The sequence below is a fragment of the Geodermatophilus sp. URMC 60 genome, assembly GCF_053502585.1.
On record NZ_CP199958.1, the window covers coordinates 2,810,600 to 2,830,652 of the forward strand.

Consider the following 20,053-nt stretch of genomic DNA (forward strand, 5'->3'; position numbering starts at 1 on the left):
TCGAGCGCCGGTGGACCCGAGCGGTCCACCGGCGCGCACTCGCCCGGGATCAGCTGCTGATGGGGATCCGTCGCGGCTTGGCCTGCGCCGACTTCGGGACGCGCACCGTCAGCACGCCGTCGTGCAGCTGGGCGCTGACGTCGTCCGCGTCGACATCACCCGGCAGCGTCACCGAGTAGTGGAAGCGACCGACCCTGCGGGCGCGTCGGTGCAGGATGCCGGTGCGCTCCTTCTCCTCGATGTTGCCGGAGACCGTCAGCCGGCGGTCGTCGAGCTGGATGTCGACGTCCTCGCGCGCCACGCCGGGGAGGTCGATCTCGACGGTGTAGGCGTCGTCGGTCTCCTCGACGTCGGCCAGCGGGGACCAGTGCTCCAGGGCGCCGCTCAGCCCGGACTGCCACAGCGTGTTCATCCGCTCGTAGAGCTCGTCCAGCTCACGCACGGGATCCCACCGCGCGGCGGAGCGGGACGGGGAACGGACGGGGAGCGTCATGGTGCGTCCTCCTCTCGAGATCTCGTCGTCGTGTCCGACACCTCGGGAAACCATCAGTGGCCGCTGTAGATTTCCGGTCGACGTGGGTCACCGGCATCTGGCCGACGGTCGCTCGGCCCGCGATCATCGTCGGGTGGCTGCCCCCGCCGGCGTGTCCGCCGGCCACCCGCCGATGACCGACCCCGAGGAGCGACCGGCCATGACCGCCGCCGTGGACGTCCCGGTCCCGACCCTGGTCGGGCAGAGCGTGGTGGTGGATGCGGACGCCGTGCGGATCCTCGATCGCCGCGTCTTCCCGTTCCAGCGCCGGTGGGTGACCTGCCGCAGCCACGAGGACGTCGCCCGGGCGATCGAGGACATGGTCACCCAGAGCCTCGGTCCGCTGTTCGCGGCGGGCGGCGGGATGACGCTGGCCGCCCGGGACGCCGACCGGCTCCCCACGGCGCAGGCCCGCCGCGACTTCCTGACGGCGGCCGGCCACCGGCTGGTGTCCACCCGGCCCACGAACAACGGCATCCGGGACGTCGTCGCCGAACTGCTGGTGGTCGGGACGGCCGCGGTGGACGCCGGGGAGCTGCCGGGGCCCGCCGTCGAGCAGGCCGCCCAGGCCGCCGCCGAGCGGCAGCGGGCCGGCCACCGGCGCCTGGGCGAGCACGCCGCCGCGCTGGTCCCGGACGGCGCCACGGTCCTGACCCACTGCTGGGCGGAGTCCTACCTCACCGAGACCGTCGCGGCGGTGCTGCGCTCGGGCAGGCGGATCGACGCCGTCTGCACCGAGACGCGCCCCTACCTGCAGGGTGCCCGGCTGACCGCGGAGAGCCTGGCGGAGATGGGCGTGGCCACGCGGGTCGTCACCGACGGGATGGCCGCGCACCTGATGAGCCGCGGTGAGGTGTCCGTGTTCGTGACCGGCGCCGACCGCGTCACGATGGACGGCTCCGTCGTCAACAAGATCGGCACTCTGCAGATCGCCGTCTCGGCGCACGCGTTCGGCGTGCCGTACCTGGCCCTGGTCCAGGCCCCGGATCCCCAGGCGCCGGACGCGGCCGCCGTCGAGCTCGAGGACCGGGACGGGCGCGAGGTGCTGCACTGCCTCGGGCACCGCACGGCGTCGGAGCTGGCCACCGGCGTCTACCCGGCCTTCGACGTCACTCCACCGCGCTTCGTCAGCGTCGTGGTCACCGACCGGGGGCGGTTCGCGCCGTCCGACGTGGCCTCCTACTTCTCGGCGTGAGGGCGCCCACGACCCGCGACGAGGCGGTCGGCCAGCTCGTCGAGGTGGGCCGGCTGGCGGTCGAGCGCGGTCTGGCCCTGGCCAGCGGCGGCAACCTCTCGGCCCGGTTGCCCGGTGACAGCGAGTTCCTCGTGACGGCGGCCGGCACCTGGCTCGACCGGCTCACGCCTGCGGACCTCAGCGTGGTGACCCTGGACGGCGAGGTCACCGGCGGGGCCGAGCAGCCGTCGAGCGAGTGGAAGCTGCACCAGCGCACCTATCTCGCCCGGCCCGACGTGAACGCCGTCGTCCACCTGCACCCGCAGCACGCCGTCCTGGTGGACGCGCTCGGCCACCGGATCCGGCTGATCACCCTCGATCACGCCACCTACGTGCGGTCGGTCGGCACGGTCCCGTACCACCCGAACGGCTCCGACGAGCTCGCCGACGGTGCTGCCGAGCAGGCGCGGCAGCACGACTGCATCGTGCTGTCGCACCACGGCTGCTCGGCGCTGGGGCCGGACGTCGGCATGGCCTACCGACGGGCGCTGAACCTGGAGGAGGCGGCCACGGCGACCTACCGCGCCCTGCTGCTCGGTGACACGACGTGCACCTTCCCGCCGGAGGGCCTCGACGGGCTCCGCCACGGCCCACCGTGAGCCGGGCTACCGGCTGATCCGGGCCTCGAGGTGGTCACGCAGGACGACGGCGTTGTTGTGCTCGCGGTCCCGGGCGGCGTAGAGGAGGACGACGTCGCCCTCGGCGGCCGCGGCTCGCAGCGGCGCCCAGGTCTCGGGGTGCGCATCGAGCTCGGCGACGTACCGGCGGCGGAACTCCGTCCACCGAGCCGGGTCGTGACCGAACCACCGGCGCAGCTCGTCACTGGGGCGGCGTCGCGCAGCCAGCCGTCCAGGGCCAGGGCATCGCGGGCGATGCCGCGCGGCCAGAGCCGGTCGACGAGGAACCGGGCGCCCGGGACGCCGGGGTCGAGCTCGTGGACCCGCACGATCCGGATCACCGGGGTGCACCCGGAGCGGTCAGCCGCGGACGGCGTCGAGGTAGTCGGGGTAGCCGGCGACGACGTCCTCGATCTCGACGATGTCGGGGAAGTCGGCCACCTCCTGGTGGCCGAGGAGGAAGCGGACGGTCCGCCGGACCAGCTCCTCGTCGTCCAGCTCCAGGCCGAGCTCCTCGCGCAGCCCGGGGCTGAGCCGGAACCAGGACTCCGTCTCCCCGCCGTCGCCGCGCAGTCGCACGAGGAACTCGGACTCGCCCTGCGTCTCGATCTCGAAGGGGTCGGTCATGTCCCTCGCCTACCCACCAGGGGAGCCGGGGCACCGTCGAGGGGCCGGGTGCTGGGCCGGCCGTGTCCGATCCGCCGGTCGCCCGGCGTCCGACCACTGGCGGGGCACGGCTCCTTGTGGACGGCGACAAGCCCGGCGCCTGCGAGTGGTGGCCTCGCCGGTCGACGGACGCGGAGTCGCTGGCTAGCGTCCCGGCGAGCCGGTCCGCGACGGAGCGGACGGCCCCGACGTGGGGAGCCGCAGGCATGGCGATCACAGTGGCGAAGTTCCGGGACGTCGCCGACGGCACGCAGCCCGGCCAGTTCCAGGTGGGCGACCACGAGGCGGTCGACAGCCTCGAGGACCTGGACCCCGTCTACAAGCAGCTCATCGACGAGCCGGTCACAGCGGTCGTCGCGGTCATGGGCTCGACCGGGCGGCCCAACCTCACCCCCGTCTGGTTCGACTACGAGGGCAACACGGTCCTGCTGAACCTCGCCACGCACCGCAAGAAGGTCGACTGGCTGCGTGCCGACCCGCAGGCGACCTTCCTGCTCATGAACCCGGCCAACCCCTACCACTGGCTCAGCATCAAGGCCACGGTCACCCGGGAGGTCTCCGAGGACGACCCGGAGGAGGGCCCGCGGGTGACCGCGCAGCTGGACCGCATCTGGCGGAAGTACACGGGGAACGAGGGGCCCTACGGGCTGCGTGACCCCGGTCGCGACGAGCGGCGGGTGCTCTTCGAGCTGCGCGTCGACACCATCGCCACCTTCGGTCGCCCCTGACGCGGCCGGTCGCCGACCAGCCGGCGCCGGAGCTGATGCGCCGGCGCCCGGCCTCGGCCAGGCTCGGGGCATGACCGACTCCTCCGGACCGCCGTTCCGCGCCGACCACGTCGGCAGCCTGCTGCGCCCCCAGCGCCTGCTCGACGCGCGGGCCCGCTTCGCCGCCGGCGAGATCGACGCGGCCGAGCTGCGCGGCGTCGAGGACGAGGCGATCGCCGACGTCGTCCGCATGCAGGGGGACGTCGGCCTGCGCACCGCCACCGACGGCGAGTTCCGCCGCGCCTCGTGGCACATGGACTTCATCTACGCCATCGACGGCATCACCAAGGTGACCGGCGAGGACATCGTCGTCCACTTCAAGAACGCCGACGGGACGATCGACTTCACCCCGGCCGGGCTGCACGTCGACGGGCCGCTGTCGATCGACGAGCCGATCTTCGGCGCGGACTTCGCCTACCTGCAGGGGCAGGTCTCCGAGGGCCAGACGGCGAAGCTCACGATCCCGTCGCCGTCGATGGTCCACTACCGCGGCGGTGCCGCGGCGATCGACCCGGCCGTCTACCCCGACGAGGACGCCTTCTGGGACGCGCTGTCGGCGGCCTACGCCCAGCAGGTGCAGGGCATCGCCGCGCAGGGCTGCACCTACCTGCAGCTCGACGACACCAGCCTGGCCTACCTCAACGACCCGGCGCAGCGCGCCGAGCTGGCCGCGCAGGGGCGGGACGCCGAGCACCAGCACGAGCGCTACATCCGGCAGATCAACGCCGCGCTGGCCGGTCGGCCGGAGGGGCTGACCGTCACCACGCACATGTGCCGGGGCAACTTCCGCTCCTCGTGGGTGGCCGAGGGCGGCTACGACTTCGTCGCCGAGGCGCTGTTCGGCGGCCTGGAGGTCGACGGGTTCTTCCTGGAGTACGACGACGCCCGCTCCGGCGGGTTCGAGCCGCTGCGCTTCGTCCCGCCGGGCAAGCGCGTCGTGCTGGGCCTGGTCACCACCAAGCGCCCGGACCTGGAGAGCAAGGACGACCTCAAGCGGCGCATCGACGAGGCCGCCCGGTACGTGCCGCTGGAGCAGCTGGCGATCTCGCCGCAGTGCGGCTTCTCCTCGACCGTCGAGGGCAACGCGCTCACCCGCGACGAGCAGGTCGCCAAGCTGGCGCTGGTCGTCGAGACCGCCCAGGAGGTCTGGGGGTGAGGACCCCGGCCCCCTCGTAGGGCCCGGGGGCAGGGAGGGCCTCGATCACGGGCCGGTCACGACCCGGCGGCCGGCCGGCCTCCTGGCTGGTGGGGCGGGCCGCGCCCTTGGCATGCTCCCTGCGTCCACAGGACAGCGTCGTCCGGGCGCTGTCTGCGCACGCAGGGAGGGACGCACGTGTCCACCACCGTCAGCAGGCCCGACACCGACGGAGGACCCCCCGGAGGGGGCGGCCGTCGTCGTCCGTCACTGAAGAGCATCCTCGTCTGGACGGCGGTGGCCATCGTCGGCGCCGTCGCGTGGACGGTGCTCGCGCTGGCCCGCGGGGAGACCGTCTCGGCCCTCTGGATCCTCTTCGCCGCGCTCTGCTCGTACGCCATCGCCTACCGCTTCTACGCGAAGTTCATCGCGCGCCGCGTGCTCGGGGTCGACGACCGGCGGGCCACCCCGGCCGAGCGGCTGCACAACGGCATCGACTTCGACGTGACCGACCGGCGGGTGTTGTTCGGGCACCACTTCGCCGCGATCGCCGGTGCCGGGCCGCTGGTCGGACCGGTGCTGGCCGCGCAGATGGGTTACCTGCCCGGCACCATCTGGATCATCGTCGGCGTCATCTTCGCGGGCGCGGTGCAGGACATGACCGTCCTGTTCTTCTCGATGCGCCGCAACGGCAAGAGCCTCGGCCAGATGGTCCGCGAGGAGATCGGGATCGTGGGTGGCATCGCGGCGCTCATCGCCGTCTTCTCCATCATGATCATCATCCTGGCGGTGCTCGCGCTCATCGTGGTCAACGCGCTCGCCGAGTCCCCGTGGGGCGTCTTCTCCATCGCGCTGACCATCCCGATCGCGCTGTTCATGGGGGTCTACCTGCGGGTGCTCAGGCCCGGCCGCGTCCTCGAGGCCACCGCGATCGGCGTCGTCCTGCTGCTGGCCGCGGTCATCGGCGGCGGCCTGATCGACGACACCGGGCTCGGCGAGGCGCTGACCCTGTCGAAGGAGTGGCTGGTCCTCGCGCTCGTCGTCTACGGGTTCGTGGCCTCGGTGCTGCCGGTGTGGCTGCTGCTCACCCCGCGCGACTACCTGTCGACGTTCATGAAGATCGGCGTCATCGTCCTGCTCGCCATCGGCCTGCTCCTGGCCCGGCCGGTGCTGCAGGCCGACGCGATCAGCGAGTTCGCCCGGGAGGGGACCGGACCGGTCTTCGCCGGCTCGCTGTTCCCGTTCGTCTTCATCACCATCGCCTGCGGCGCACTGTCGGGCTTCCACGCCCTGATCTCCTCGGGGACGACGCCGAAGATGGTGGCCAAGGAGAGCCAGGTCCGCCTGATCGGCTACGGCGGCATGCTCATGGAGTCCTTCGTCGCCATCAGCGCGCTGATCGCGGCGGTGGTCATCGACCAGGGGCTCTACTTCGCGATGAACGCGCCGGCCGCCGCCACCGGCGGGACGCCGGAGACGGCCGCGGCCTACGTGACCGGGCTGGGGTTCCCGACCTCGGCTGAGGACCTGGCCGCGGCGTCGGCCGCGGTGCAGGAGCCGAGCCTGGTCTCCCGCACCGGCGGCGCCCCGACGCTGGCCGTCGGCATCGCCAACATCCTGTCGCAGGCGTTCGGCGCCGGGATGGCCGCCTTCTGGTACCACTTCGCGATCATGTTCGAGGCGCTGTTCATCCTCACCGCCGTCGACGCCGGCACCCGGGTGGGGCGGTTCATGCTCCAGGACACGATCGGGAACGTCTGGAAGCGCTTCGGCGACCTGTCGTGGCGGCCCGGCAACATCATGGCCAGCGCCGCGGTGGTCGCGCTGTGGGGCTACATCCTCTACGTCGGGGTCACCGACCCCCTCGGCGGCGTGAACCAGCTCTTCCCGCTGTTCGGCATCGCCAACCAGCTGCTGGCCGCCATCGCCCTGACCCTCGTCACCGTGCTGCTGATCAAGCACGGCAAGGTCAAGTACGCCTGGGTGACCGGGATCCCGCTGGCCTGGGACCTCATCGTCACCATGACGGCGAGCTGGCAGAAGGTGTTCTCGGCCGACCCGAGGGTCGGCTACTTCGCGCAGCGGCAGCGGTACGCCGACGCACAGGCGGCAGGGGAGCTCGTGGCGCCGGCGCAGAACGCCGATCAGATGGCCCGGATCATCTACAACTCCACGCTGAACGGCGTGCTCCAGGCCGTCTTCGCCCTGCTCGTCGTCGTGGTCCTGGTGAACGCCGTCGTCGTGATCGCCAAGGCGCTGCGGGCCCGCGGCCCGGTGCCCACCACCGAGGAGCCGGCCGTGCCGTCGGAGATCGTCGAGCCCTCGGGTCTGTTCGCGACGGCGGAGGAGAAGGCCGCCATGGCCGAGCACGAGCGGCTGGTCGGCGCGGGTGCGCGGGGCCACGGCACCTTCACGGAGGAGGGTCCGCCACGGTGACCGGGGGGATGGCTCCCGCCGCCCGGTCGGCCGCCGCTCGGGCCCTGAGAGGGGTGCACTGGTACCTCAAGGAGCTCACCGGAGAGGCACGGTGGGACGAGTACCTCCGGCACTGCGCCGAGCACGGGCACGAACCGATGAGCCGGCGCGAGTTCGAACGGCGTCGCGCCGACGAGCTCGAGCGCAACCCGGTCAGCCGCTGCTGCTGAGCTGACGGGTGCCACGCGGCCCCGGCCCCCGCAGAGGGGACCGGGGCCGCGTCGCGTGCGCGGCGACCCCGGCTCGCCCGTCACGGGAGACCCGCGGCGTCACATCCGTGCGCGCAGCCGTCCACCCGGCGCCCCGGGCTGCCGAGATCGAGGGCACGTTGCCGTGGCCCCGCGGGCCCGTCCGAGAGGTGGCACCCGTGTCCGTGCCGTCGTCGCCCCACCGTCGCAGTCGCCGCACCGAGCTGCGCACCGGCATGTCCCTGCTCACCAGCGCGGCCGCCGACCTCGGGGTCGGTGCTCCGCCCGAGGTCCGCGTACTGCCGGACGGCCGGCTCCTCCTCGTCGAGCTCGGGACGGCGGTGAGCGCGGCGGACGTGTACCAGGCCGCCCGCGGGCTGGTCGCCGCCCAGCTCCACGCCATCGCCGACGTCTCGGGCCGGCCGGTGGAGAACCACGCGCTCTCCTGGCTGGTGACCCTGCAGACCAACGAGGTCATGGTCGGTCTCGAGGACCTCGACCTGGAGGACGACGCAGCCTGAAGAAGGACCGCCCTCTTCCCACGCCTCGGGGAGGACCCCGTGCTCCCCGCCCCTCGCGAGCTCGGGGGCGGTGCCCTGAAGGGGCCGGCGGGCTCCTGGAGGGCGGCCGTTCCAGACGCCACCGGGCTCGCGGCGAGCCCCTGGACGGGGCCGCCGGCGGACCGTGCAGGGAGCCGACGTGGCTCAGCGGGCCGCCGGCGCGGGTTCGGGCCGGGGCTCCTCCGCGGGGCCCGGCTCCTCCCGCCGGCGCCGCAGCGTCACGGCACGCAGCGCGAGCGCGGCGGCCGGGGGCAGGACGGCCAGTGTGGGCAGCACGTAGCGGAAGTCGAACGAGGCGGTCGCCGCCGGCCCGGCCATGAGCGTGAGTCCGACCAGGGACAGCAGCGCCGGGTCCAGCCGGTCCCGCCAGTCGCGCCGGCGCAGGAACAACGCACCCAGGCCCACGAGCACGCACACCCCCAGCACCGGGCCGGGGGTGTAGAAGTAGCGCTGGTACGAGCGCAGGTTCCCGACCATCTCCTCGTCGTAGCCGTACGGCCCGGGAGCGAGCACCGGCGTGCAGTCGTACTGCTCCACCGGTTCCGGGTACGGGAACGCCCACCACGTCGGGCAGGTGTCCTGCGGGCCGGAGACCCGGCCGGGCTCGACGTAGTGCACGGTCTCCGAGAGCAGCTGGCGCAGGTAGTCCCACGGCTGCCCCGTGATCGCGATCGTGGCGAACTCCGCGAGGTCGTCCTCCGACCACACCCGCTCGCCGTCCACCACCGCGTTGGCCGGGCTGTCGGGGAACCAGACGAACTGGTCGCCGGGGCGGCGCTCCTCGGGCGGCTGCGTCGGGCACAGGGGCTGCAGCCGCTCCGGCACGTCCAGCTGCTCGCACTGCACGAAGGTGGCGACCCGCCCGTAGAGGAAGTGGCCGGTGTAGTCGGTGAGCCCGAACGAGCCGTGCACGCTGCCGAACCAGGCCGCGTAGGGCACCAGCACCGCGGCGACGCCGCCGAGGAACGCGACGACCGCCGGCCAGCGCAACGTCCGGACCAGCAGCCGCACGACGAGGTAGACGAACACGACGCCCACGAGGAAGAGCCCCACCGTGCGGGTGAGCGTCAGCAGGCCGAGGACGACGCCGACCGCCGCGACCAGCAGCGGTCCCGGCCGCTCTCGCACCAGCAGGAGCACCAGTGCGAGGGCCATGAGGAACACGAAGAGCGTCTCGGCCAGGATGAAGTGCTCGATGTCGAGCAGGTAGGCGTCGAACCCCAGCGGCAGGACGGCGAGCACGCTCAGCCAGCGGGGGACGCCGCGACGCTGCAGCAGCGCGTAGACCAGCACCATGACGGCCAGGCCCAGCACGTGCTGGACGACGGCCACCTCGCGGAACGTGGTGACCGGGTCGAGCAGGGCCAGGAAGGCCGAGTAACCCCAGGGGCGGTCGATGGCGGGTTCCACCCACGCGGCGCGGTCGACGTAGGTGCCCGAGTCGGGGAACCACAGCGCCGTCGAGTACGCAGCGGTGACGTAGCCGCGCGCGACCGCGGCGAGGACCAGCACCACGAGGAAGACGGCGTGCCGGTGGGCCAGCCGGAGCGTGCGGGTCGCGGGGCCCGGCCGGGCGGCGACGGTCCTCCCCGACGCGGACGCGCCCGCCGCCGGCCCGGGGTCCTCGGGGGAGTCCGGCCGGCGACGGGCGCCTGGTGCCTGGGTCACGCGGCGGTGGGGCGGGGACTCCCGTGGTCGTCCGCCGTGGCGTCCGGGCGCTGCGACGAGGCCTCCTCGTGGTAGTCCTCTTCCACGTTGACGTCCCAGATGTCGTGGCGCGTGCCGTCGGCGATGTTCTGCACGGTGAGCATGGCCGTGAGCATCGAGTGGTCCTGGTTGTTGTAGCGGAACATGCCGTTGCGCCCGACCGGGTGCAGGTTCGGCGTGTTCTCCTCCATCCAGTGCCGGATGACCTCGACGTTGTCCTTGTACCCGGCGTCGTAGAACGGGTACGCCTTCGGCATCCGGACGACGAAGCCGCGCTCGACATCGGCTGCCTTGGCCAGCCCGAGCTGCTCGAGCTCGCGGGCACCCTGGGCGATGAGGTCCTCGTCGGACCGGTTCCAGGTGTCGTCGCCGACGTTGACGAAGAACTCCAGGCCCAGGCAGGTGCGCCCGTCCTTGACCAGGTACGGCGACCAGGAGCCGAAGTTCTGGATCCGGCCGACCTGGACGTCGGGGGAGTGGATGTAGATCCAGTTGTCGGGGAAGCCGGCCTCGACCGGGAGCACGAGCGCCACCGTGAGGAAGTCGCGGTACTTCAGGCCGTCGGCCGCCGTCAGCACCTCCGCCGGGGGCTTCGGGTCGAGGGCGTGCACCAGCGAGGAGAACGGCATCGAGCTGATGAAGTGGTCTGCCTCGTAGTGCTTCTCCGCGCCGATGTCGCTCCGGCTGGCCGCGGGCGCACCCGCGCCGGCACCGTAGCCGCCGGTGACCACCGTGGTCAGTCCGGTGACCCCGCGACCGGGCTCCCAGTGCACGGTGCGGACCTTCTCCTCCATGACGACCGTGCCCCCGCGCTCCTGCACCTTGCGCGCGGCGGTCTCCCACATCATCCCGGGCCCGTACTTCGGGTACTGGAACTCCTCGATGAGGGAGGTGATCTCCTTCTGGTTGCGCTTGGGGGTCAGCGCATTGACCACCGCCCCGACCAGCGACAGGTTCTTGATCCGCTGGGCGGCGAAGTCGGCCGGCAGCTGGTCGACCGGGACGCCCCAGAGCTTCTCGTTGTAGGTCTTGAAGAAGTGCTGGTACAGGCGCCTGCCGAAGCGGGCGACGATCCAGCCCTCGAGGGTGTCCTGGTTCCTCGGCGGGCGGACCCGCGCCCACAGGTAGGACGCCACGCACCGCACGGCCTCGACCGGGCCGAGGTTGCCCAGGGCGTTGCTCGCCTTGAGCGGGTAGTCGAAGAGCTTGCCGTCGTAGAAGATCCGGCTCATCCGCGGCCGGAGCAGGAAGTCCTCGTCGGGGAGGATCTCGTGCCACAGGGCCTCGACCTCGGGGACCTTGGTGAAGAAGCGGTGGCCGCCGATGTCGAAGCGCCAGCCCTCCCGCTCGGCAGTGCGGCTGATGCCGCCTACCATCGAGTCACCCTCCAGGACGGTGACCGGTACCTGGCGACGGACCAACTCGTAGGCCGCGGTCAGCCCGGCGGGGCCGATCACGGCCACACTGGTGCGGTTGCCGTCGGGGGTCATGAACTCTCGCCTTCTCGTTGCTGGGCCCACGACGACGAGGCGGCCCGGACGGCTCCGGCCGGCCCGGACCTCGTCCCATGGGATCGACACATCGACCTGCACGGTACGTGGGCGTCCTGGGGGCGGCCACGCCGCCTGCGCGCCCATGACGCACCGCGGCCCCCGTCCTCACGCAGAGGACGGGGGCCGCAGTGGGACCGAGCCGGATCAGATGTCCGAGCGGGATCAGATGTCCGAGCGGGATCAGATGTCCGAGCGGGATCAGATGTCGTAGTACATCGCGAACTCGTGCGGGTGCGGGCGCAGCCGGATCGGGTCGATCTCGTTCTCCCGCTTGTACTCGATCCACGTCTCGATCAGGTCGGGGGTGAACACCCCGCCGTCGATGAGGTACTCGTGGTCGACCTCGAGCCGGTCGAGGACGGCGTCCAGCGAGGCCGGCACCTTGTCGATGCCCAGGGCCTCCTCGGGCGGCAGCTCGTAGAGGTCCTTGTCGACCGGCGCCGGCGGCTCGATCTTGTTCCTGATGCCGTCGAGGCCGGCCATCAGCATCGCCGAGAAGGCGAGGTAGGGGTTGGCCGACGGGTCGGGCACGCGGAACTCGATGCGCTTGGCCTTGGGGCTGTCGCCGGAGATCGGGATGCGGCAGCAAGCCGAGCGGTTGCGGGCCGAGTACACCAGGTTGATCGGCGCCTCGTAGCCGGGCACCAGGCGGTGGTAGCTGTTCACCGTCGGGTTGGTGAAGGCGAGCAGGGACGGGGCGTGGGCCAGCAGGCCGCCGATGTAGTGGCGGGCGGTGTCGGACAGGCCCGCATACCCGGTCTCGGCGTGGAAGAGCGGCTCGCCGTCCTTCCAGAGCGACTGGTGGCAGTGCATGCCCGAGCCGTTGTCGCCGAACAGCGGCTTCGGCATGAAGGTCGCGGTCTTGCCGGCCGCCCAGGCGGTGTTCTTGATGATGTACTTGAACAGCATCAGGCTGTCGGCCGACCGCAGCAGGGTGTCGAACTTGTAGTTGATCTCCGCCTGGCCGCCGGTGCCCACCTCGTGGTGGCCGCGCTCGAGCTCCAGGCCCGCGCGGGTCAGGTTGAGCATCATGTCGGCGCGCAGGTCGCTCTGGTGGTCGTAGGGCTCGACCGGGAAGTAGCCGCCCTTGGGCCGGGTCTTGTAGCCCAGGTTGGGGCCGCCGTTCTCGCCGGTCGTCGAACCCGAGTTCCAGGAGCCCTCGACCGCGTCGATGTGGTAATAGCCCTCGTTGATGCCCGTCGAGTGCCGGATCGAGTCGAAGACGTAGAACTCCGCCTCGGGGCCGAAGTACGCGGTGTCGGCGATGCCGCTGCTGGCCAGGTACGCCTCGGCCTTCTTCGCCACGTTCCGCGGGTCACGGCTGTAGGCCTCGCGGGTGATCGGGTCGTGGATGAAGAAGTTGACGTTCAGCGTCTTGTGCTTGCGGAACGGGTCCACGAAGGCGCTGTTGGCGTCGGGCAGCAGGAGCATGTCCGACTCGTTGATCGCCTGGAAGCCGCGGATCGAGGAGCCGTCGAACCCGAGGCCATCGGAGAACGTGTCCTCGCCGAAGGTCGACGCGGGGATCGTGAAGTGCTGCATGACGCCGGGCAGGTCGCAGAAGCGGACGTCGACGAACTCGACGTCGTTGTCGCGGATGTAGGCGGCGACCTCGTCGGGACTGGTGAACATCGATCCTCCGGGTTGGGGCGGACAGCCGGTGGCGAACCTACGAGCGGGCGGTTGCCCTCGGGTGTCCCGGGTGTTTCGTGCCGGTAACAACGCCTCGCGGCGTGTCGCGGTCGGTCGCGCCGCCGTTCAGGCGGGCGTTCTGCGGGCTCCTCCTACGCTGAGGGCCATGGTCGGGGATGCGCAGCAACCCTCTCAGGAACGCCCGCGTGGCGCCGCTCTGGGTCTGCCCGCCCAGGGGCCCGGTTCCCTGGCTCCCTTCGGCCGCCGGATCGGCGCCTTCCTCGTCGACGCCGTCGCATCGGCCCTGGTCGCGGGCCTGTTCACCGCGCCATCGCTGCCCGGCAACTGGAGCCTGCTGCCCTTCGTGCTGATCACCGTGGCCACCCTGGTCGCCTTCGGCCAGACACCGGGCATGCGGCTGCTGGGGCTGCGGCTGGCCCACCCGCGGCCGGCGGAGCGGCTGGCCCCGTGGCGGGCCGTCGTCCGGACGGCGCTGCTCGTGCTGCTGGTCCCGGCGCTCGTGGTGGACGCCGACGGCCGCGGGCTGCACGACCGGCTGACCGACACCGCCGTGGTCCGCGACGCGTGATCGTCCGCCGGGAGCGACCGGGTGACGACGCCGCCGTCCACGCGCTGCACGCCGCCGCCTTCCGGCCGCCCGGCACGCGGCTGGACGCCGACGTCGTCGAGGCCCGGCTGGTGGACGAGCTGCGCGAGGACGCCGGCTTCCTGCCGCACCTGTCCCTCGTCGCCCTGGACGGCGGTTCGGTGATCGGCCACGTGCTCGCAACCCGTGGCTGGCTGGACCCTCTCGGCGTCCCGGCCCTGGGGCTCGGCCCGCTCGGCGTGCTGCCCGCGGCACAGGGCAGGGGTGTGGGCACCGTGCTGGTCCACGCGCTGCTCGCCGTGGCCGAGGCGGCCGACGAGCGGCTGGCCGCGCTGCTCGGGGCGCCGGACTACTACCGGCGCTTCGGCTTCGTCGCCGCCGCCACGGTGGGGGTTGCTGCGCCCGACCCGGCGTGGGGCGAGCACTTCCAGGCGCGCTGGCTCGGCGACCGGCGCACCGGGGGGACGTTCCGGTACGCGGAGCCCTTCACCCGGCTGTGATGGCCTCCCTGCAGGGGCCCACCGCGCTTGCGAGCGGTCGGGGCAGGGTGGTCCTCTCTCAGCGCCGGCGGACCTGGCGCTGGCTGACGCTCATCTGCCGGCCGCCGGGGAGCGGGCCGCCGGGCACCGGCATCCGCGTACCGCCGAGCGCGGCGACCCGCTTGCGCAGCGCGTTGAGCTCACCGCCGGAGAGGTTGCGCGGCAGCTTCATCACGTGGGCACTGAGCTTGCGCAGCGGCACCTGCCCCTCCTCGTCGCCGACCAGCACGTCGTAGATGGGAGCGTCACCGGAGATCCGCGCGAGGCGCTTCTTCTCCTGGGCCAGCAGCGGGCGGACCCGCGACGGTGCCCCCTCGCCGACCAGGATCACGCCGGGACGGCCCAGCACCCGGTGGACGGCGTCGAGCTGCGTGGTGCCGGCGACGCCGGAGGTGACCTGCCAGTCGCCGCGCATGCCCTCGAGGACCCACGCCGCGGCGCCGGGCTGGCCCTCGACCTGGCGGTAGGCCGAGCCCTGTGCGCGGCGGCCGAAGACGATCAGGGCCGCCAGCGCGCCGAGGACGAGGGCGAGGGGCAGGAAGAGGAACGGCGAGTCGAGCAGGATGCCGATCAGCTCGACGACCGCGGCGACCGCCACGAAGACGATCAGCATGATCCAGGGGAGCTTGGGGTCGTTCTTGCGGGTCAGCGAGTAGGCCTGCTTGATCATGCGGGCCTGGTTGCCGACCTTCTTGAGCCGGCCGACCTTGGGCCGGCCGTCCCCCCCGGCCCTGGTCGCGCCCCGGCCGCGGCCCTTGGAGCCGGGCCCGGTGGCGGCCTTGCCGGTGCCGGGCGGCGCGGGGGGGTCGGTGGGCCTGCTGCGTGCCATGTCCCCAGGATAGAGCCGCGGGCGACCGGTCCCGGAGGACCGGCCGCGGCGTCCTCAGATCGAGCGGGTCAGGCCGCGGGCCTCGACGGCCTGCTGGTACAGGCGGCCGGCCCGGTAGGAGCTGCGCACGAGCGGCCCGGCGAGCACGCCGGGGAAGCCGATCTCCTCGGCCTCCTGCTGGAAGCCGACGAACTCGTCGGGCTTGACCCAGCGGACGACGGGGTGGTGCCGAGGTGAGGGGCGCAGGTACTGGGTGATCGTGAGCAGGTCGCAGCCCGCGTCGTACAGGGCCCGCATCGTCTCGACGACCTCGTCGGGCTCCTCGCCCATGCCGAGGATGAGGTTGGACTTGGTCACCAGCCCGGCCTCGCGCGCGGCGGTGATGACCGCCAGCGACCGCTCGAACCGGAAGCCGGGGCGGATCCGCTTGAAGATGCGCGGCACGGTCTCGACGTTGTGCGCGAGCACCTCGGGCCGGGAGGAGAAGACCTCGGCGAGCTGCTCCGGGTCGGCGTTGAAGTCGGGGATGAGCAGTTCGACACCACAGCCGGGAACGGCGGCGTGGATCTGCCGCACCGTCTCGGCGTAGAGCCAGGCACCGCCGTCGGGCAGGTCGTCGCGGGCGACGCCGGTGACCGTGGCATAGCGCAGCTGCATGGTGGCGACGCTCTCGGCGACCCGCCGCGGCTCGTCGGCGTCGAAGTCGGCGGGCTTGCCGGTGTCGATCTGGCAGAAGTCGCACCGCCGGGTGCACTGGTCCCCACCGATGAGGAAGGTCGCCTCCCGGTCCTCCCAGCACTCGTAGATGTTGGGACAGCCGGCCTCTTCGCAGACGGTGTGCAGGCCCTCGCGGCGGACCAGCGACTTGAGCTCGGTGTACTCCGGGCCGGTCTTGAGCCGGGTCTTGATCCACTCGGGCTTGCGCTCGATGGGGACCTGGCTGTTGCGGACCTCGAGGCGCAGCAGCTTGCGGCCGGAGGGCGCCGCCGGGGTGTCGGTGGAGGGGGTCGGGGCCACCGTCTCGCTCATGATCGACCACGGTACCCCCGGGAACGGCAACGCCCGCCTCGACGGAGGCGGGCGTTGCTGCTCCGGGGCGGGGTGGGGTCAGGTCGCCGGGTTGCGCGGGTCCTCGGAGTCGGAGCCGATCCCGCCGGAGGCGGTCTGCGGCTGGTCGTTCGGCGAGGCGGTGGCGGTGTCCAGCGCCGGGTCGTCCGCACTGGTCGTGGCGGTGCCCGGGGTGGCGGAGCCAGGGGTTTCCGTGGGCGTGGACTGCTGCGCCCACGAGCCCGCGTCGGTGTCGGGCGGGGTGGCGTCGCCGGGCGTGGTCTGGGCGGTGGAGACGGTCTTGCCGGAGTTGCTCGGGGAACTGGGCACGGGGTCCTCTCGGTAGCTCGGGACGGGCCCGTCGCCGGTGGGCGCGGGGGTCCACAGGTCGTCGGAGCCGCTGCGGCGGCGCAGCACCACCGCCACGGCGGCGGCGATGCCGAGGACGGCGAGCAGCCACGGCCAGCGCCGCGGCCCGGACTCGTTCCCGACCTTCCGCTTCACTCCCTTACCCGCCTTGGCGGCCTTCCTCCCCAGTTCCCGGCGCTTCTTCGCCGCCGCCTTCTCCAGCTCGGCGCGCTTCTTCACGGCCTTGGCGGTGGCCGCGGCGAGCTCCAGGCGGCGCAGCTCGAGCTCGTCCCTGGCGCTGCCCAGCCCCGAGGTGAGCGACGCGCGGGTGGTGTCCAGGACCGGCGTCACCGCCTCGCGGGCGGCGAGCACCCGGGGGGCGGCGTAGGCCAGCGTCGCCGCCTGGGCGGCGGTCAGCCGGGGGACGACGTCCTCCACCAGCGCCTTCTGCGCCGACTCGCGGGCCGCCCCGACGCGGGGGCTGACGTCGGCGGCGGCCTTGGTGGCCGCGGCCTGGGCGGCGGTCACGGCAGCGGTCAGGTGGGGCATGGCGGCGTCACGGGCGGCCTCGACCCGCGGGGTCAGCGCGTCGCGGGCGGCCTCCACCCGGGGGCCGAGGTCCGCGGCGGCCCTCGTGGCCGCGTCACGGGCGGCCTCCACGTGCGGGGCGAGCGCGTCGCGGGCGGCCTCGACGGCGGGCGCGGCGACGGCCACCGCGGCGGCGATCCTGGGCGCCACCGCGCCCATGGCGGCGTCCAGGGCCGGACCGCTCGCCTCGCGGGCGGCTTCCACACGCGGTGCCAGCTGTTCCGCTGCTGCCTGCCGGGCCTCCGCCACCGCCGTGCCGATGTGGGCGAGGCCCTCCTGCAGTTCCTCGCCGATGATCTGGCCGTGCGTCTTCTTGCGGAACACGGGATGCACCTCCGGTTGATCGTGTCGGCGGCCATCCTGCCCGGTCACCGCGGACGGCACACCCCGGGTGCGATCTCCGGAACGGCGGCTGCGGAGGGGCCGGACGACGTCGGCGGGTGCAGCCGCGGACGTCCGCCGGACCGCAGCGGGGCGTCACCCACGACGGCCTGCCGACCGTGGCGCGGAGACGGTCCGGAGGAACGGTTACAGGGGCTGTACCGGAGTGTGCACCCGGGCCTCCAACCAGCGGAGGAACGCGTCGACCGGCATCGGGCGGGCGATCGCGTAGCCCTGGGCGACGTCGCAGCCCAGGTCCGCCAGCACCCTGGCGGTGGCCGCGTCCTCCACGCCCTCGGCGACGAGGCTGAGACCCAGCTCGTGGGCCAGTGCCACCGTGTGTTTCACGATCGCCGCGGCCCTGGGGTCCCGTCCGGCGTCCAGCGTCAGGCTCCGGTCGAGCTTGAGCTCGTCGGCCGGCAGGTGCCGCAGGTAGGCCAGCGAGCTGTAGCCGGTGCCGTAGTCGTCGATCGACGTCCGGATCCCGAGGCGGCGCAGCTCGCCCAGCACGGTCCGACCCCGCTCGGGATCGGCCATCAGGGTGTCCTCCACCAGCTCCAGGGTCAGCGCCCGGGCGGGCAGCCCGTGGCGCAGCAGGGCGATCGCCACCTTGCCGGGCAGGTCGACATCGGCGACGTTCGCCGCTGACAGGTTCACCGAGAGCGGCACGCGCGTCGACTCCCACCAGCCGGCGACCGCCTGCAGGGAGAGCTCCAGGACCCTGTCGGTCAGCGGGCGCAGCAGACCGGCCTGCTCCGCTGCCGGGAGCAGCTGCGCGGGGGCGAGCAACCCGCGGCTCGGGTGGTGCCAGCGCACGAGGGCCTCGACGCCGACCACCCGCCCGTCGGCGAGGTCGACCTGCGGCTGCAGGTGCACCACCAGCTCGTCGTCGCGGGTCAACGCCGTCCGGAGCTCCTCCATGGTCCGCAGTCGGTCGCCGGTGCCGCCGCGCGGATCGGGGACGTACACGCGCACGCCCTCGCGGGCGGACTTCGCGGCGTACATGGCGACGTCGGCACAGCGGAGCAGTTCCTGCACCGTCGCGGCGGGGACCGGGGCGGTCGCGACCCCGATGCTGACGCCGACGTGGACCCGGATCTCGTCCAGCTGGAACGGCTCCACGAGGAGCGCCTGCAGATGGTCGGCCCGGGCCTGGGCCTCGTCGAGGTCGGCCGCCGGCAGGAGGACGGCGAACTCGTCGCCGCCGAGCCGGCCCAGCACCTCGCCCTCGCGCAGGGCCGTCCGCAGCCGAGGGCCGACCTGGCGCAGCAGCTGGTCGCCGGCCGCGTGCCCGAGGCCGTCGTTCACCTCCTTGAACCCGTCGAGGTCCAGCAGCAGCAGGGCCGCGGGCGCCGATGCCGTGGCGACGGCCAGCACCTGCTCCGCCCCCTCGAGCAGGGCCCGGCGGTTCGCCAGCCCGGTGAGCTCGTCGGTGTGGGCCTGCTGCCGCACCTCGTGGAAGGTGCGGACCTCGCGCAGGCTGACGACGGTGCGGACGATCGCCGTCATCACGCAGGCCATGGCCAGCCACGCGGCCGCAGCCGGCAGCTGGTTCTGCCAGCCGTGCGCGAGGACCGTCAGGCTGGCCAGGTTGCAGACGAGCGGGAGCGCCAGCAGGCGCCACCCGAAGACGGGACGACGCCGGGTGGGTGACGCAGCGGCCGGGTGGGCCCGGTGCGCGGCGACGACGACGAGCAGGACCCCGGCGAGCCAGGTCAGCTCCAGCGGACCGCCGTCGGTGTAGCCGCCGGCCATGACCGCGGAGAAGACCGCCAGGTCCCCGACGCAGACGGCGCAGAGCGCCGCGGTCAGGGCGAGGAGCGTCCGGTCCAGGCGGACACCGAGCACCGCGGCCAGGGCCACCAGCACGGCGAGCAGGACCAGGTCCATGGTCGGCCAGAGCAGCGCGACCAGCTCTGCCGGCCGGCCGGTGGCCGGGTGCAGGTAGGGGCCGAGGAAGAAGGCCACACCGGCGGCGAGGCTGCCCAGCGCGCCCATCAGCCCGTCCAGCCACATGCTCTGCTGGAACCGGTGGACCCTGGCCCGGAGCATGACGACGAGCGCGACGTGGAGGGCCAGGTAGCCGCCGAGTGAGAGCAGGTGGGCGAGGAGCAGGAGCGGCTCGGAGCCGTCGGCGGCCTCGGCGAGGGCCTGCGGCAGGTTGCCCGCGGCGTTCAACACCAGCGTCAGGGCGAGCGCGTGCCAGGCCAGCCGTTCCGCGGGGACGCGCGTGGCCGCCTGCCGGCAGGCCGCTGCGGCAGCGAGGTACGGGAGGTTGTAGAGGACGACGTCGTAGAACCGGTCCCAGCCGAGGCCCGCCGGCCGGTCGACGACACCGGTGGCGAACGCGCAGGTCGCTGCCACGGTCAGCAGCAGCCACGCGCGCGACCGCGGTCCCGACCGCCGCTCGTCGCCCATGGTGGGCTCATCGGCCGAGAGCGTCCACGTCCCGATACGGCACCGGGACCCCGTGCCTCCTGCGGGTGAGGCCCGGCCGGGAGGCCGCGCGCGGTAGGCTGGCGGTGTGACCAGGCGGCTCCTGCTTGCGCGGCCGTGCTGACCTGAGACCCCCAGTCAGCACGGCGACCCCTCCTGCGTGAGGGGTCTTTTGCTGTCCGCCGCCGGTACGAGCACCCGAGGACCAGGAG

Annotated in this window: 18 protein-coding genes and 1 pseudogene; 9 read left to right on the forward strand and 10 right to left on the reverse strand. The window is 73.1% G+C overall.

The features are described 5' to 3' along the window. Positions 1–49 precede the first annotated feature (49 nt). Positions 50–493: an Hsp20/alpha crystallin family protein gene (locus ACWIX3_RS13410; protein ID WP_448607846.1), complete on the reverse strand. Its 444-nt coding sequence runs from the start codon at positions 491–493 to the stop codon at positions 50–52. Between the two features lie 133 nt (positions 494–626). Here ACWIX3_RS13410 and ACWIX3_RS13415 point away from each other — a divergent pair, with 133 nt between their 5' ends. Then, entirely contained in the window at positions 627–1,727 is a 1,101-nt protein-coding gene (locus ACWIX3_RS13415; RefSeq protein WP_448607847.1) for a methylthioribose-1-phosphate isomerase, read from the forward strand. Continuing rightward, entirely contained in the window at positions 1,724–2,365 is a 642-nt protein-coding gene (locus tag ACWIX3_RS13420; RefSeq protein ID WP_448607848.1) for a class II aldolase/adducin family protein, read from the forward strand. The genes ACWIX3_RS13415 and ACWIX3_RS13420 overlap by 4 nt, the downstream gene beginning before the upstream one ends. Before the next feature lie 6 nt (positions 2,366–2,371). On the opposite strand, the pseudogene ACWIX3_RS13425 reads toward ACWIX3_RS13420, so the two are convergent. Both ACWIX3_RS13425 and ACWIX3_RS13430 read right to left on the reverse strand, forming a co-directional pair. Beyond that, positions 2,372–2,724, reverse strand: a pseudogene (locus tag ACWIX3_RS13425) (DUF488 domain-containing protein). Positions 2,725–2,743: 19 nt separating this feature from the next. Then, on the reverse strand, positions 2,744–3,010 hold the full coding sequence (locus tag ACWIX3_RS13430; RefSeq protein WP_448607849.1) for a hypothetical protein: 267 nt from the start codon (positions 3,008–3,010) through the stop codon (positions 2,744–2,746). 245 nt (positions 3,011–3,255) lie between these two features. Here ACWIX3_RS13430 and ACWIX3_RS13435 point away from each other — a divergent pair, with 245 nt between their 5' ends. The 5 genes from ACWIX3_RS13435 to ACWIX3_RS13455 all read left to right on the forward strand — a co-directional run bounded on the left by ACWIX3_RS13435 (position 3,256) and on the right by ACWIX3_RS13455 (position 8,135). Further along, on the forward strand, positions 3,256–3,777 hold the full coding sequence (locus ACWIX3_RS13435) for a TIGR03618 family F420-dependent PPOX class oxidoreductase (RefSeq protein ID WP_448607850.1): 522 nt from the start codon (positions 3,256–3,258) through the stop codon (positions 3,775–3,777). A gap of 70 nt (positions 3,778–3,847) precedes the next feature. After that, entirely contained in the window at positions 3,848–4,972 is a 1,125-nt protein-coding gene (locus ACWIX3_RS13440) for a 5-methyltetrahydropteroyltriglutamate--homocysteine S-methyltransferase (protein WP_448607851.1), read from the forward strand. Between the two features lie 177 nt (positions 4,973–5,149). Next, positions 5,150–7,387 (forward strand): carbon starvation CstA family protein, encoded by a 2,238-nt coding sequence (locus ACWIX3_RS13445; protein WP_448607852.1) that lies wholly within the window; start codon positions 5,150–5,152, stop codon positions 7,385–7,387. Beyond that, a complete protein-coding gene (locus ACWIX3_RS13450; RefSeq protein ID WP_448607853.1) occupies positions 7,384–7,596 on the forward strand; it encodes a YbdD/YjiX family protein in 213 nt (70 codons plus the stop codon). Before ACWIX3_RS13445 ends, ACWIX3_RS13450 begins: the two co-directional genes overlap by 4 nt. Before the next feature lie 197 nt (positions 7,597–7,793). Next, positions 7,794–8,135: a hypothetical protein gene (locus tag ACWIX3_RS13455; RefSeq protein ID WP_448607854.1), complete on the forward strand. Its 342-nt coding sequence runs from the start codon at positions 7,794–7,796 to the stop codon at positions 8,133–8,135. Positions 8,136–8,318: 183 nt separating this feature from the next. Here ACWIX3_RS13455 and ACWIX3_RS13460 read toward each other — a convergent pair whose 3' ends face one another. The 3 genes from ACWIX3_RS13460 to glnA all read right to left on the reverse strand — a co-directional run bounded on the left by ACWIX3_RS13460 (position 8,319) and on the right by glnA (position 13,066). After that, complete coding sequence (locus ACWIX3_RS13460; protein ID WP_448607855.1) at positions 8,319–9,842, reverse strand: phospholipid carrier-dependent glycosyltransferase; 1,524 nt, start codon at positions 9,840–9,842, stop codon at positions 8,319–8,321. Continuing rightward, positions 9,839–11,371, reverse strand: a complete 1,533-nt coding sequence (locus ACWIX3_RS13465; protein ID WP_448607856.1) for an NAD(P)/FAD-dependent oxidoreductase — start codon at positions 11,369–11,371, stop codon at positions 9,839–9,841. Before ACWIX3_RS13465 ends, ACWIX3_RS13460 begins: the two co-directional genes overlap by 4 nt. Positions 11,372–11,632: 261 nt before the next feature. Next, a complete protein-coding gene (glnA, locus tag ACWIX3_RS13470) occupies positions 11,633–13,066 on the reverse strand; it encodes a type I glutamate--ammonia ligase (protein WP_448607857.1) in 1,434 nt (477 codons plus the stop codon). 166 nt (positions 13,067–13,232) lie between these two features. On the opposite strand from glnA, the gene ACWIX3_RS13475 reads away from it, so the two are divergent. Together ACWIX3_RS13475 and ACWIX3_RS13480 are read left to right on the forward strand one after the other, a co-directional pair. Continuing rightward, positions 13,233–13,655, forward strand: a complete 423-nt coding sequence (locus tag ACWIX3_RS13475; protein ID WP_448607858.1) for an RDD family protein — start codon at positions 13,233–13,235, stop codon at positions 13,653–13,655. Then, positions 13,652–14,173 carry a GNAT family N-acetyltransferase gene (locus ACWIX3_RS13480; RefSeq protein WP_448607859.1) on the forward strand — a complete coding sequence of 174 codons (522 nt, stop codon included), beginning with the start codon at positions 13,652–13,654 and terminating at the stop codon, positions 14,171–14,173. Before ACWIX3_RS13475 ends, ACWIX3_RS13480 begins: the two co-directional genes overlap by 4 nt. Before the next feature lie 58 nt (positions 14,174–14,231). Here ACWIX3_RS13480 and ACWIX3_RS13485 read toward each other — a convergent pair whose 3' ends face one another. The 4 genes from ACWIX3_RS13485 to ACWIX3_RS13500 all read right to left on the reverse strand — a co-directional run bounded on the left by ACWIX3_RS13485 (position 14,232) and on the right by ACWIX3_RS13500 (position 19,823). Continuing rightward, complete coding sequence (locus ACWIX3_RS13485) at positions 14,232–15,041, reverse strand: DUF4191 domain-containing protein (RefSeq protein ID WP_448607860.1); 810 nt, start codon at positions 15,039–15,041, stop codon at positions 14,232–14,234. Positions 15,042–15,095: 54 nt separating this feature from the next. Continuing rightward, positions 15,096–16,070, reverse strand: coding sequence for a lipoyl synthase (gene lipA, locus ACWIX3_RS13490; RefSeq protein WP_448607861.1), 975 nt, complete (start codon positions 16,068–16,070; stop codon positions 15,096–15,098). 78 nt (positions 16,071–16,148) lie between these two features. Beyond that, positions 16,149–17,348: a hypothetical protein gene (locus ACWIX3_RS13495; protein ID WP_448607862.1), complete on the reverse strand. Its 1,200-nt coding sequence runs from the start codon at positions 17,346–17,348 to the stop codon at positions 16,149–16,151. A gap of 204 nt (positions 17,349–17,552) precedes the next feature. Further along, positions 17,553–19,823: a putative bifunctional diguanylate cyclase/phosphodiesterase gene (locus ACWIX3_RS13500; RefSeq protein ID WP_448607863.1), complete on the reverse strand. Its 2,271-nt coding sequence runs from the start codon at positions 19,821–19,823 to the stop codon at positions 17,553–17,555. Between the last annotated feature and the right edge of the window lie 230 nt (positions 19,824–20,053).

Bases quoted from the DNA above. Each gene is read 5' to 3' on its own strand.
- ACWIX3_RS13500 (WP_448607863.1), bottom strand. From the start codon at position 19,823: ATGGGCGACGAGCGGCGGTCGGGACCGCGGTCGCGCGCGTGGCTGCTG.
- lipA (WP_448607861.1), bottom strand. From the start codon at position 16,070: ATGAGCGAGACGGTGGCCCCGACCCCCTCCACCGACACCCCGGCGGCG.
- ACWIX3_RS13465 (WP_448607856.1), bottom strand. From the start codon at position 11,371: ATGACCCCCGACGGCAACCGCACCAGTGTGGCCGTGATCGGCCCCGCC.
- ACWIX3_RS13410 (WP_448607846.1), bottom strand. From the start codon at position 493: ATGACGCTCCCCGTCCGTTCCCCGTCCCGCTCCGCCGCGCGGTGGGAT.
- ACWIX3_RS13485 (WP_448607860.1), bottom strand. From the start codon at position 15,041: ATGGCACGCAGCAGGCCCACCGACCCCCCCGCGCCGCCCGGCACCGGC.
- ACWIX3_RS13430 (WP_448607849.1), bottom strand. From the start codon at position 3,010: ATGACCGACCCCTTCGAGATCGAGACGCAGGGCGAGTCCGAGTTCCTC.
- ACWIX3_RS13475 (WP_448607858.1), top strand. From the start codon at position 13,233: ATGGTCGGGGATGCGCAGCAACCCTCTCAGGAACGCCCGCGTGGCGCC.
- ACWIX3_RS13440 (WP_448607851.1), top strand. From the start codon at position 3,848: ATGACCGACTCCTCCGGACCGCCGTTCCGCGCCGACCACGTCGGCAGC.
- ACWIX3_RS13435 (WP_448607850.1), top strand. From the start codon at position 3,256: ATGGCGATCACAGTGGCGAAGTTCCGGGACGTCGCCGACGGCACGCAG.
- glnA (WP_448607857.1), bottom strand. From the start codon at position 13,066: ATGTTCACCAGTCCCGACGAGGTCGCCGCCTACATCCGCGACAACGAC.